Source organism: Pseudonocardia sp. P1, from assembly GCF_000178675.2.
Lineage (GTDB): Bacteria > Actinomycetota > Actinomycetes > Mycobacteriales > Pseudonocardiaceae > Pseudonocardia.
The window spans coordinates 4,214,700-4,226,622 of record NZ_ADUJ02000001.1; the positions used below are offsets into that span (position 1 = coordinate 4,214,700).

Annotated in this window: 12 protein-coding genes; 4 read left to right on the forward strand and 8 right to left on the reverse strand. The window is 74.0% G+C overall.

Features of this window, described 5'->3' with window-relative positions; genetic code table 11:
- The 4 genes from PP1_RS19380 to PP1_RS19395 form a co-directional block, all read right to left on the reverse strand.
- The gene (locus PP1_RS19380; RefSeq protein WP_075314772.1) at window positions 1–1,437 is read right to left on the reverse strand and encodes an ABC transporter ATP-binding protein; all 1,437 of its coding nucleotides are present in this window, start codon (window positions 1,435–1,437) and stop codon (window positions 1–3) included.
- Window positions 1,434–2,228 (reverse strand): ABC transporter permease subunit, encoded by a 795-nt coding sequence (locus PP1_RS19385; RefSeq protein ID WP_010227896.1) that lies wholly within the window; start codon window positions 2,226–2,228, stop codon window positions 1,434–1,436. Before PP1_RS19385 ends, PP1_RS19380 begins: the two co-directional genes overlap by 4 nt.
- Window positions 2,225–3,190 (reverse strand): ABC transporter permease, encoded by a 966-nt coding sequence (locus PP1_RS19390; protein ID WP_010227895.1) that lies wholly within the window; start codon window positions 3,188–3,190, stop codon window positions 2,225–2,227. The genes PP1_RS19385 and PP1_RS19390 overlap by 4 nt, the downstream gene beginning before the upstream one ends.
- 120 nt (window positions 3,191–3,310) lie before the next feature.
- On the reverse strand, window positions 3,311–4,921 hold the full coding sequence (locus PP1_RS19395) for an ABC transporter substrate-binding protein (RefSeq protein WP_075314770.1): 1,611 nt from the start codon (window positions 4,919–4,921) through the stop codon (window positions 3,311–3,313).
- A gap of 42 nt (window positions 4,922–4,963) precedes the next feature.
- On the opposite strand from PP1_RS19395, the gene PP1_RS19400 reads away from it, so the two are divergent.
- Window positions 4,964–5,551 (forward strand): NADPH-dependent FMN reductase, encoded by a 588-nt coding sequence (locus PP1_RS19400; protein ID WP_010229654.1) that lies wholly within the window; start codon window positions 4,964–4,966, stop codon window positions 5,549–5,551.
- A gap of 32 nt (window positions 5,552–5,583) precedes the next feature.
- Here the strand turns inward: PP1_RS19400 and madC are convergent, their stop codons facing one another.
- The 4 genes from madC to PP1_RS19420 all read right to left on the reverse strand — a co-directional run bounded on the left by madC (window position 5,584) and on the right by PP1_RS19420 (window position 10,086).
- Window positions 5,584–7,128, reverse strand: coding sequence for a MadC family VWA domain-containing protein (madC, locus tag PP1_RS19405; protein WP_010229652.1), 1,545 nt, complete (start codon window positions 7,126–7,128; stop codon window positions 5,584–5,586).
- Entirely contained in the window at window positions 7,125–8,183 is a 1,059-nt protein-coding gene (locus PP1_RS19410) for a MadB family AAA-type ATPase (protein ID WP_010229651.1), read from the reverse strand. Before PP1_RS19410 ends, madC begins: the two co-directional genes overlap by 4 nt.
- 104 nt (window positions 8,184–8,287) lie before the next feature.
- Window positions 8,288–9,559, reverse strand: a complete 1,272-nt coding sequence (gene mdo / locus PP1_RS19415; protein ID WP_010229649.1) for an NDMA-dependent methanol dehydrogenase — start codon at window positions 9,557–9,559, stop codon at window positions 8,288–8,290.
- A 149-nt stretch (window positions 9,560–9,708) separates the two neighbouring features.
- Window positions 9,709–10,086, reverse strand: coding sequence for a DUF952 domain-containing protein (locus PP1_RS19420; RefSeq protein ID WP_029239511.1), 378 nt, complete (start codon window positions 10,084–10,086; stop codon window positions 9,709–9,711).
- A gap of 158 nt (window positions 10,087–10,244) precedes the next feature.
- Here PP1_RS19420 and mftA point away from each other — a divergent pair, with 158 nt between their 5' ends.
- From mftA to mftC, 3 genes are read left to right on the forward strand one after another with little or no spacing between them, the layout of a single operon-like run.
- Entirely contained in the window at window positions 10,245–10,331 is an 87-nt protein-coding gene (gene mftA, locus PP1_RS19425) for a mycofactocin precursor MftA (RefSeq protein ID WP_060574731.1), read from the forward strand.
- A complete protein-coding gene (mftB, locus tag PP1_RS19430) occupies window positions 10,321–10,644 on the forward strand; it encodes a mycofactocin biosynthesis chaperone MftB (protein WP_010229645.1) in 324 nt (107 codons plus the stop codon). The genes mftA and mftB overlap by 11 nt, the downstream gene beginning before the upstream one ends.
- Window positions 10,645–10,673: 29 nt before the next feature.
- Window positions 10,674–11,915 carry a mycofactocin radical SAM maturase gene (gene mftC / locus PP1_RS19435; RefSeq protein WP_010229643.1) on the forward strand — a complete coding sequence of 414 codons (1,242 nt, stop codon included), beginning with the start codon at window positions 10,674–10,676 and terminating at the stop codon, window positions 11,913–11,915.
- The last annotated feature ends 8 nt before the right edge of the window (window positions 11,916–11,923 follow it).

The following is an 11,923-nucleotide window of genomic DNA, read 5'->3' on the forward strand; positions in this document are numbered from 1 at the left end:
CTACCCGGTCGTCGCCGGGGCGGGCGTGTCCACGACCCGCCCGTCCGCGAGCGCGAGGACCCGGTCCGCCGCGGTGACGGTCGCAGGGTCGTGGCTGATCAGCACGACGGCGAGACCGTCGTCGTGCCGGGCCCGCGCGAGCTCGGCGAGCAGCAGCGCGCGGTGCCGGCCGTCCAGTGCCGAGGTGGCCTCGTCCGTGACGAGCACCGACGGCCGCGCCAGCAGGGCTCTGGCGACCGAGGCCCGCTGCAGCTGGCCGCCGGACAGGCCGCCCGGACGCCGGCCGGTGTCCGCCGGCGCCAGTCCGAGCCGTCCGAGCAGCGCGGTCGCCTCCGCTCGTGCGTCGGCGCGGGGCAGCCCGCGCAGCAGCTCCGCGGGGCGGGCGACCTGGTCGAGCACCGGGCGGTGGTCGAGGAACGCCGACCGGTAGTCCTGGTGCACGTACTGGACGGCCCGGTGGTCCCCGGTCGCGCGGGTGCCCGTCACGAGGATCCCGCCGTCGCTCGGGACCAGCCCGGCCAGCGCCCGTCCCAGGGTGGTCTTGCCCGCCCCCGACGGCCCGACGACGGCGAGGCAGCCACCCCGCTCCACCGACAGCCCGACGCCCGCGAGCAGCGTGATCCCCCCGGCGGTCCGGACGGACAGGTCCGTCACCTCCAGCAACGGGTCACCGGGCGGCCGCTGCACGGACCCGGCCTCCGCCACCGGCGGCCCGAGCACCTCCCGGGCGGTGCCGCGCCGGGCGGGCCTGCCGCCGTCGAGCTCGAGCACGTCGTCGGCGAGCCTGCGGGCCGTGTCCAGATCGTGGGTGAGCAGCACCAGCGCGGTCCCGGCGCGGGCGAGCGCGGCCAGCTGCCCGGTCACGGCGCCGGTGGTGTCGGGGTCCAGGCCGGTGGTGGGTTCGTCCAGCACGACGACGTCGGGGCCGGTGACCAGCGTCTGCGCCAGCGCCATCCGCTGCTGCTGGCCACCCGAGAGCTGGTGCGGGAAGCGGCGGGCGAGCCCGGGCTCGGTGCCGAGCCCGGCCCGGTCCAGGGCCTGGACGACCGCGGCGGCGCGGGCCGCCCGGTGCGCACGGCCGTGGCCGTGGACGGTCGCGGCCAGCTCGTCGAGGACCGGTCCGGCCCGGCGGACCGGATCGAGGACGACGCCGGGGTGCTGCGGGAGGTGTCCCACCCGCCCGGCGCGGGCCCGGCGCAGCGCGCCGCCGGACAGTCCGAGGAGCTCGGTGCCCTGCACCCGCACCGAACCGGTCGGTTCCACCCCGGTCGCCGCCTCGCCGAGCAGGGCCAGGCCCAGGGTGGACTTCCCCGCGCCGGACGGGCCCACCACGGCCAGCACCCGGCCCGGGAGGAGGTCGAGATCGACGCCGTCCAGCAGCACTGTGCCGTCCGCGGTCCGGGCGCCGAGGCCGCACACTGCGAGCGCCGCGGTCATGCCACCGCTCCCGTCCGGTCGGCGATCCGGTCCACCAGCAGGCTCGTCCCCGCGGCCAGCGCGACCAGCAGCGTGGCGGGCACCAACAGGGCGGCCGGGGCGAGGAACAGCGACGCCGAGTTCTGCTCGATCACCACGGCCCAGTCCACCGTGTCCGGTGGCAGGCCGACCCCGAGGAAGCTCGCACTCGCCAGGAGGCCGAGGATCATCACGCCGCGGGTGCCGGCGTCCACCAGGACCGGCCCGGCGACGAACCGGCCGGTCTCCACCAGGTGGATCCGCCACCACGGCTCGCCGTTCTGCGCCATCGTCTCCAGCGCCACCCGGCGGGACGGCGCCCCGGCCGCGCTGCGGACCAGCCGCACGATCGCGGGAAGCTGCAGCACGGCCGCCGCCACCAGCAGCCAGCCGATGCCGCGCCGCCCGGTCCCGGCCAGGACCAGCAACACCACCAGCGACGGCAGCACGAGCAGCACGTCGAGCACGCGCTGGGTCGCGGTCGCGGCCCACCGGGCCCGGGTCGCGGCGAGGACCAGCCCGAGCGGCATCGCCACGAGGTACGACAGCAGCAGTGCCCCGGCGGTCAGCCCGACGACGGTCGTCCCTCCGGTCAGGGCGAGCGTGAGCACGTCGCGGCCGAGCGCGTCGGTGCCCAGCGGATGGCCGGGCCCGGGCGGCAGCAGCGCGCCCGCGCCGTCGTCGGCGGGGAGCAGGGGTGCGAGCAGCGGGCCCAGCAGCGCGCACGCCAGTGGCACACCGGCCAGCGCGAACCCGAGCGTCGCCCGGCTCACGGCGCCTCCTCCCGGACCGGGGTGAGTCGGGCGGTCAGCAGGTCGACCAGCAGGTTCAGCACGATCGTGACGACCGCGGCCAGCACCGCGTAGCCCTGCACCAGCGGCAGGTCACGGCTCTGCACCGCCTCGACGACACCGGCGCCGATCCCGGGCAGGGCGAAAAGCGACTCGATCACGACGACGCCGCCCAGGGTGCCCTCGACGATCCGCGCCAGCTGCTGCAGCGACGGCGCCACGCCACCCGGCAGCACGTGCCGCCACAGCACGACCCGCTCCGGCAGCCCGAGCCGGCGCAGGTGCGTGACGTGCGGTGACCGGTCGGTCTGCAGGACGCCCTGCCGGACCTGGCGGGACAGCCAGCCCAGCTGCGACGCGGCCAGCACGGCGACCGGTAGCACCAGGACCGACGGGGTGAGCAGCGCGCCCCCGCCCGCCGTCGCCGGGAGCCAGCCCAGCTGCAACGCGAACACCGCGACCAGCAACAGCCCGAGCGCGAACTGCGGCGCGGCCTGCAGCGCCGAGACCGCCGCGGTGGAGACCCGGTCGGCGGCGCTGCCCGGCCTGCGTCCCGCAGCGGCACCGACCAGCACGGCGAGCGGGACGGTGACGAGCAGCGACAGGCCGGTGAGCAGGACGGTGGAGCCGAGCCGGTCGGCGATCTCGTCGACGACGGCCCGGCCCGTCACCAGTGACGTGCCCAGATCGCCGGTGAGCGCGCCGCCGGCCCAGTCGGCGAAGCGGTCGACGGCCGGCCGGTCCGTCCCGAGCCGGGCGGACAGCTCCCGCACCTGGTCGTCGGTGGCGTCCGGGCCGAGGACGATCTCCGCGGTCTCGCCGGGGAGCATCGTGGTCAGCAGGAAGATCATGACCGTCGCGGCGGCCAGCTGGGCGGCGGCGACCCCGGCCCGGACGGCGACCGGACGGCCCCGGCGGGGCGGTGCGTACGGCGCGACGCTCACCCCGCGGCAGCCCTGTCGAACCGGCTCCACACGCCCGACGTCCTCCCCGCTCTCGCCTGATCACCTGAACAGGATCACGGGCGATGGCCGGGTGCAAGGACCGGTCCTGCCGGCCCGCGGTCAGCCCAGGCGGACGCGGTGGAAGCGGGCCCAGGTCCCGGTGTCCGGCCGGGCGGGCTCGACACCCGTCAGGTCGGCGGAGATGCCGACGTGCTCGTCGCCCACCGACCAGACCGTCGCCGCGTCGCGCACCAGCACCTGGGAGCGGCGCAGGGCGGTGTCGCGGGTGCGCTCGTCGGGTGTCCGGGCGGCGGTGACGAGCAGCTCCGTCACGTCGGCGCGGGCCGTCCCGGGCGTCGGTGCCTCCGGTGCTGCCGGGGCGTCGTCCGCGACCGGAACGGGGATCGGGTCCTGCCCGCCGGCGGCGACCGCGCGCAGGTACAGCGGGACCGGCTGGGCCGGCACCCGGCGGAACCGGATGCCCGGGACCGGCTCGGCACCCGCCGGATCCGGTTCGCGGGGTTCGGCGACCAGACCGATCGTCTCCAGCTGCTCGGCGACGACCGTCGCGGCCGGGCGGGAGAGCGGATCGAGCGGGTCGAACACCAGCCCGACGGTCGCTCCGTACGCCCCGGCCGCGGTGACGAGCTCCCGGGCCCGGTCGACGTCGCGGGCGACCGGCGGGACGCGGTCGGGATGGTGCGCGAGCCCGGTCCCGAACAGGTCGTCGCCGGGGGAGCCGAGATCGAGCAGGACCTTCCGCACCAGCTCGTCGCGGTCGATGCCGAGCCGCACCGCCTCCCGCAGCCGCGGATCGCCGAACGGGTCGGCGCCCTCCGGTGGCACGGCGAGCGCGGGACCGTCGTCGTCCGGACCGCCGAGATCGGCCCGCCCGGTGGCCCGCGCCGGGCCGGTGCCCAGCTCCAGGAACCGGGTGGCCGAGGCCGGGGTCGAGACGACGCCCGTCCCGGTGCGGCCGAGGATCCGCCGCACGCTGTGCGGGAAGAGGTCGTGGGCGTAGGCGACGTACCCGTCGAGCAGCGACTGGTAGCGGTTCTCCTCGTCGTCGTCCACGAGGAACTCGAGCTCGGGGGACAGGGCCGCGCCCAGCCAGTGCCCGTCGTGCCGGAGGAGGACGGCCGGGGTGTCCCCGACCCGGAACGCGCCGGTGCCGACCGGGGTCCCGCCGCGGCCGTCGCGGACGATCCCGGTCCCCGGCGCGCCCAGGACCAGCGGGAACTGGAAGTCCGGGGTCCGCAGGACGAACTCCAGCTCGGTCGGCGAGACCACCCGGCTCGCGGTGAGGTCGACGTTCGCCAGCAGCGGGGCCGCGGTCGCCCCGGTCGCGGGGGCGGCGATCCGGCGGAACGACGCGAGCGCGTCGGCCGCGGTGAGCGGCCTGCCGTCGTGCGCGGTCGCCTCCCGCATCCGGACCCGCCACCGCCTCCCGGTGCGGTCCGGCTCCACCGACGCGGCCAGGTGCGGCTCCGGCCGCATGTCCTGGCCCCACACCAGCAGCGTGTCCGCCACGGCCGCCGCACGCGCCCGGTCGACCGGCCGCCACACCTGGTGCGGGTCGGTCACCGGCAGCGGTCCGGCACCGGCGAACGCCACGGTCAGGCGCGGGGCGCCGGCGTCGGCCGGGGCGCCGCACGCGGCGAGGGCGGGGATCCCGGCCAGCGCCGCGGCGGCGCCGGTGGCACGCAGGAACGAGCGTCGGCTCAGGGGCACGGCACCAGGGTGCCGAACGCCCTCGCGGTTAGGGTGCCCGGGATGGACCTCCTGGCGATCTCCGGCAGCCCCTCCACCCCGTCGAAGACGGCTCTGCTCCTCGAGATCGCGGTCGCCCGGGCCGCGGGACACGACGACGTCGACGCCGGCCTGCTGCACCTGCGCGACCACGACGTCGTGTTCTCCGACGGCCGGGACCCCGCCGGCTACACCGGCGACACCCGTGCGGTGATCGACCGCGTCGTCGCCGCGGACGCCCTGGTCATCGGCACGCCGATGTACCGGGGCGGCTACACGGGCCGGTTGAAGAACCTGTTCGACGTGCTGCCCAACGACGCGCTCGCTGGCAAGCCGGTCGGCCTGGTCGCGACCGGCGGCACCGACCACCACTTCCTCGCGATCGAGCACGAGCTCAAACCGCTGGTCGGCTTCTTCCGCGCCTGGGCGGCGCCGGGTGCGGTGTACGCCAACAACACCCACTTCGCGGGCGGAGAGCTGACCGACGACGGCGTCCGAGACCGGCTGGCCGAGCTGGCGGACACCGTCGTGACCTTTGCCCGGCGGATGCCCCGCGACGCCGCCGGCGCCACCGGTCCGGACATCCCACGCCGGTCGCTCCGCGACTCGTGAGTGGAAAACACGGCCCTGACCCTGTTTTCCACTCACGGGCGCGACAGCGCGTGACCCAGCTCCCCCGCCCCGGCGAGCAGGTCGTCGGCGTCCTTCGCGACCAGCACGTGGTCGACGATCTCCGAGTACTCCTCCATCGCGCACGACGCCTGGTTCCAGTAGCGCCCGGGTTCCGGGGTGATCCAGCCGACCCGGAAGGCACGCCGTGCCAGGGTCCGCAGCTCCTCGGTGCCCGGGGGCAGGCCGTTGGAGCGGCCGTCGCCGACGAACAGCACGGCGGTGCGGTGGTCGACGGCGTCGGCGAAGTTCTCGTTCAGCTCGGTGAACACCCGGCCGTAGTCGCTGGTGGCGTCCAGGTCGATGCCCGGTGCCGCGAGGACCGCGGCCAGGGCGTGGTCGTCGTGCGCGCGCAGCAGGAGCTCGGTCACCTCGACCGGTGAGTCCACGTAGGCCAGCACCCGGCAGCGGAACGCCTGCCGGTGCAGTGTCCGCGCCAGCCGCAGCACGAACGCGGTGATCGACCGGACCGACAGCGAGACGTCCGCGATCACCAGCAGCCGGACCCGGTCCGGGACCTTCGCACGGTGCAGCAGGTGGAACGGCACGCCGTCGCTGCGCATGCTGCGCCGCACCGTGTGCCGCACGTCGAGCGGGCCGTGGGCGTGCTCGCGCGGGACCCGTCGTGGTGCGCCGCGCATGCGGTGCAGCAGCTCGTGGCAGGCCTGCTGCATGTCGGCGGAGTCCAGCCGGTCGGCGCCGTCGGTGCCGTCGATCGCGGGGTCGGGTCGTTCGCCCTCGCCGGCCTCGACCCGCTCGGCGAGCTGGGTCACGAACTCGGCGATGGCCTCGACGAGAGTGCCGAGCTGGACCTCCGAGAGCTCCTCGCCCTCGGGACCGTCGGTGTAGACGGCGTGTGGGTCGTACGCGGCGAGCCAGGCCAGGATCGCCTCCGGGTCGTCGAAGGAGATCTCGCCGGAGACCTGCGTCGTGGCCCCCGATGTCAGCTCCTTGCCGACCGCGGCGCCCGCTCGCTCGAGATCCACGGTGTAGGTCGTCCCGCGGCGGCCCCTGTCCTCCCCGGAGGACACCGAGAGCTCGGAGTCCGACCCGCCCAGCGACACGTCGTCGTCGTCGCGGTGCGGGTTGAAGCCCTTCTCCTGCTCGTCGGCGTCGAGCATGTCCCCGACATCGGCCACGTTCGGGTCGTAGTCGGCGTAGCGGCCGAGCGGGTCGTCGTCCTCGGTGAGATCCAGGTCGGTGGGCAGACCCTCGGCGCCCGGCCCGCGGAGTCCGGGCCCGCCGCTCGCGGACCCGTCGCCCGCGGGTTCGGGGAGCAGACCGAAGAAGGCGTCGAAGGCCCGCTCGAACCCGGCGCGCTCGTAGGAGTACTTGACGGTGACGGCGCGCAGCCCGGCCCGCAGCCGCGCGGTGTCGGTGGCGCCGATCATGGCCAGTACCCGCCGGACCTCGATCGCCTCGGCGGGGGAGACCGCCACCCGCTGGGCCCGCAGTACCCGGGTGAAGGCGGCGGAGAGCACCGAGAGGAGTCTCTCCGCGTGCCCGTCCGCCGTGCTCACCGGCGGCCCCGGCGGTTCCGGTCGGTCGCGGCCCGGCTCCCGGTGGAGGTGGCGCGACCCTTGCCGAACGCGCCGGACGTCGTGTCCGCGGGCCGCGACGAGCGGCTCACCCAGCCCGCGTCGTCGGCCGCCCCCACCTCGTCCGCGACCCCGGCGCCGTCGAGGCGCCGCACGGCCAGCTCGCGGTCGGAGCCGTACTTCAGCAGCGCCGCGAGCAGCGAGGACCGCACCTTCTCCAGCTCACCGCCGGATTCGAGGCCGAGCACGGCGGCGGCGCGGGAGGCGTCGACGACCTCGGAGATCGACGGGGACTTGCGCAGCGGGAACTCGCGCAGCCGCCGGGCCAGCTCGACCACGTCGGTGACGACGTCGGCGGCGACCTCGGGGGCGCGGCGGGACACGATCTCGGTCTCGCGCTCGGGGGTCGGGAAGCCGACCTGGTAGTGGAGGCAGCGTCGTTTCAGGGCGGGCGACAGCTCGCGGGTGTCGTTGGAGGTCAGCACGACCCACGGCGCCGAACGCGCGGTGAAGGTGCCGATCTCGGGGACGGTCACCTGCCGTTCGGCGAGCACCTCCAGCAGCAGCGCCTCCATCGACTCCTCGGTGCGGTCGACCTCGTCGACGAGCAGCACCACGGGCTCGGGGGAGAGCACGGCCTCGAGCAGCGGGCGGGCGGAGAGGAAGTGCTCCGTGTAGAGGCCGGTGTCCTCGGCCTGCAGCCGGGCCGACGCCTCGGCCATCGTCGCGGTGCCCGCGAGCAGCTCGCCGATCCGGTCGCGGAGCATCTGGACGTGCATGAGCTGCTTGCCGTAGTCCCACTCGTAGAGGGCGCGGCCGTCGTCGAGACCCTCGTAGCACTGCAACCGGATCAGCGTCCGGCCCGCCGCGGCGGCCAGCGACTTGGCCAGCTCGGTCTTGCCGACGCCGGCCGGGCCCTCCAGCAGGAGGGGCCGCTCCAGGGCGGTGGCCAGGTGCACCACCACCGCGAACTCGGGGTCGATGACGTAGTTCTCGCCGGCCAGGGCCTCGGTCAGCGTCTCGGGGCTCTCGAACACCGTTCTCCTCGCTGCACTGCGCAGAAGCGTCTCGTGACGGTCGGGACAGGCCGCCGCCGCGCCCGGGGGCTGATCCGGGCGCGGCGGCGGGTCCGAACCGCGTCCTAGTAGGACTTGTTGAAGGCGTGGTCGACCAGCGGCACCAGCGCGTCGACGGTGCACTCGCGGGGGTTACCCGGCGTGCAGTAGTCGCCCATCATGTGCTCGGCGATGCTGCGGATCGTCTTGTCGTCGGTGGGGATCGTGTCCCCGCGGCCGGCGTACTTGCCGGTGTTCATCCGGTTCTTGTCGTAGCTGTCGGACTGCAGCACGCCGAAGTTGTCCGGGATGCCGACGTCCTTGGACAGCCGGATGGCCTCCTCGACCGCGGCGTCGGCGGCCTGGACGGTGGTCATGTTCCGGGTGTCGACGCCCAGCGCGGTCGCGATCTTGGCGTACCGCTCGTAGCGCGAGGGCAGGTTGTACTCCCACACGCGGGGCAGGGCGATGGCGTTGTTCAGGCCGTGGTGGGTGTCGAAGAACGCCGACACCGCGTGCGACGTGGAGTGCACCAGGCCGAGGCCACCCGAGTTGAACGCCTGTGCGGCGATGTACTGGGCGTGCATCATCTTCGAGCGGGCCTGCAGGTTGCGCGGCTCGTAGGTCGCCTCGCGCAGGTACTGGCCGACCAGCTCGATCGAGTACAGCGCGTTGCCCAGCGACGGCTCGAAGTCCAGCCGCGACACGAACGGTTCGGAGCCGTGGGCCAGCACGTCGAACCCGCAGTACGCGGTGAAGTGCTGCGGGCAGCTGTAGTACAGCAGCGGGTCGTCGAGGGCCAGGGTGGTGACGACGGCGTCGTCGAACCCGACCCACTTCTTCGGGTTGTCCATGTCCGACGTGTTCGTGATGACGTACGCCCACGAGGTCTCGGACCCGGTCCCTGCGGTGGTGGAGACCGCGATGTGCGGCGGGTTCTCCATGTTCGTGGACTTCGAGAAACCCTCGAACTCGTTGATGTTCCGCCCGTCGTGCGCGATGACGACGCGCGCACCCTTGGCGGCGTCGTGCGACGAGCCGCCGCCGATCGAGATGATGCCGTCGCACTTCTCGCTCGTGTAGAGCGCGGCGGCGTCCATGCAGTTGTAGTCCTTGGGATTGGACTCGACCTGGTCGTAGACGACGACGTCGACGCCCTGGTACTCGACCTTGCCCTTGAGCTCCTCGATGATCCCGGAGCCGCGCAGCCCGGACGTGACGAACAGGACGCGCGTCATGCCGAGGTTCTTCGCCTCGACACCCAGGATGTCGTGCGCGCCGACCCCCAGGAGCGCCCGCGGGAACGGGTGGAACTCCTTGATCGGGAAGTCCCAGATCTGGTTGAGCTCGATGGCCATTGGCTCTCCTCGACGGCCTCGTTGGCGTTGCGGACGAGCACAACCATGGCTATTGCCAGCAATCTGCAACAGCTACGGATGGGTACCTGACCACCCGGCCGTTCGCCGGGGCAGGAGTCCCCTCCGGACGGAGGGGAGGGCGCCGTCGATCAGGGGATCTCGGGCGCGGTGAACCCGTCCGGCCCCGGCGGGTAGGGCACGACGGCGCGCACCGCGGACGCCGGGACGGCGCCGTACGCGTGCGGGAAGCGCATCGCCTCCGGGTCGCCCGGGACGCCGGGCTCCCACCGGACCTCGATGCCGGCGTCGGCGATCGCGGCGGGGGACAGGACGAGCAGGACGAGATCGGTCCGGCCCGGGAACAGCCGCTGTGCGGGCAGCGCGACCTGGTCGGGAGTGGACAGGTGGACGAAGCCCACCTCGTCGAGCGAGGCCGGGGCGATCTCGCCGACGAGCTCGTAGGAGGTGCGCTCGGCGGGGGTGCAGAGATGCAGCAGGGCAGGGGAGTCAGCGCCGTCGACCGTCATGACCGCCAGCATGCCTCCCCTCCGAACGGACGGGCGTCCGAGGAGGTCCTTGCATTCCGGCACCGGGTGCCAATAGCGTCGATCTCGCTGCCACCGCCGGCCGGCGGGGGCGGTTCGTCACCTCTCTCGCCGAGAGTCGATCCCTGCGGAGGTAGCCCATGAGCGAGCACCAGAACGAGGACGCCCTGGTCGAGGAGACCCTCGTCGAAGAGGTCTCCATCGACGGCATGTGCGGTGTCTACTAAGCCGCTCGACACCGCGGTACCGAGCCCGAGCTCGGACGGGGCCGCGGGGTCGTTCGACCCCGCGGCGCCGTACCGCCTCAGCGAGAGCGTCTCGCTGCGCCCCGAGCCCTTCGGTGCCCTGGTGTACGACTTCACGACCCGCAAGCTGTCGTTCCTGAAGACCGTCCAGCTGGTCGAGGTGGTGCGCGGGCTGGCCGACCAGCCCGACGCCCGGTCCGCCGTCGAGGCGGCCGGCGTGCCCGCCGCCCAGCACGAGGCCTACCTGAAGGCACTCGCCGGGCTGCTGCAGTCCCGGACCATCGTCGCCCGCTAGAGCCCGCCGACCACCACAAAGGGGTGCCCGTGAAGCTGGTCGACCACTTCCAGTACGGCCTCAACTCGCCCATCTGCCTGACCTGGGAGCTCACCTACGCGTGCAACCTCGCGTGTGTGCACTGCCTGTCGAGCTCCGGGCGCCGTGACCCGCGTGAACTGACCACCGCCGAGGCCAAGGCGGTGATCGACGAGCTGCAGCGGATGCAGGTCTTCTACATCAACATCGGCGGCGGCGAGCCGACCGTGCGCCCGGACTTCTGGGAGCTGCTCGACTACGCCATCGCGCACGACGTCGGGGTCAAGTTCTCCACCAACGGCGTCAAGCTCGACAAGGCCCGCGCCGCCCAGCTGGCCGCGACCGACTACGTCGACATCCAGATCTCGATGGACGGCGCGACCGCCGAGGTCAACGACTACGTCCGCGGCCCCGGTTCCTTCGACACCGCGATCACCGCGCTGGAGAACCTCGCCGAGGCGGGCTTCCAGGCGCCGAAGATCTCGGTCGTCATGACCCGGGAGAACGTCGACCAGCTCGACGACTTCAAGGCCATCGCCGACAAGTACGGCGCCCAGCTGCGGATCACCCGGCTGCGCCCGTCCGGCCGCGGTGCCGACGTCTGGGACGAGCTGCACCCGACCCAGGCCCAGCAGAAGCAGCTCTACGACTGGCTGGTCGCGCACGGCGACCAGGTCCTGACCGGTGACTCGTTCTTCCACCTCTCGGCCTACGGCGACGCCCTCCCCGGGCTGAACCTGTGCGGCGCGGGGCGCGTGGTCTGCCTGATCGACCCGGTCGGCGACGTCTACGCCTGCCCGTTCGCGATCCACGAGAACTTCCTGGCGGGCAACGTCCGCGACGAGGGCGGCTTCAAGGAGGTCTGGGAGCACTCGGACCTGTTCACCGAGCTGCGCCAGCCGCAGACCGGCGGGGCCTGCGCGTCGTGCCAGCACTACGACTCCTGCCAGGGCGGCTGCATGGCGGCCAAGTTCTTCACCGGGCTGCCGCTCGACGGCCCGGACCCGGAGTGTGTGCAGGGCTACGGCGAGCAGATGCTCGCGGCGCGCAACTCCGAGACCGTGATCCCGAAGTCCGACGTCGACCACTCCCGGTCGGCGCCGCGGAACTCCCGGGAGCCCAAGCAGCCGACGATGCTGTCCCTGGCCCCGCCGCCGCGCCGGCCGGACCGGGCGTGTGACGAGAGCCCGCTCGCCGGGTTCACGCCGACGCCGGAGTCCGAGCCGGCCGCCGCGCCGGTCGCGGGGAGCTGACCACGAGC

Coding starts and splice junctions, on each gene's coding strand:
- mdo (WP_010229649.1), bottom strand. CDS start 9,559: ATGGCCATCGAGCTCAACCAGATCTGGGACTTCCCGATCAAGGAGTTC.
- PP1_RS19420 (WP_029239511.1), bottom strand. CDS start 10,086: ATGACGGTCGACGGCGCTGACTCCCCTGCCCTGCTGCATCTCTGCACC.
- PP1_RS19380 (WP_075314772.1), bottom strand. CDS start 1,437: ATGACCGCGGCGCTCGCAGTGTGCGGCCTCGGCGCCCGGACCGCGGAC.
- PP1_RS19400 (WP_010229654.1), top strand. CDS start 4,964: ATGGACCTCCTGGCGATCTCCGGCAGCCCCTCCACCCCGTCGAAGACG.
- mftA (WP_060574731.1), top strand. CDS start 10,245: ATGAGCGAGCACCAGAACGAGGACGCCCTGGTCGAGGAGACCCTCGTC.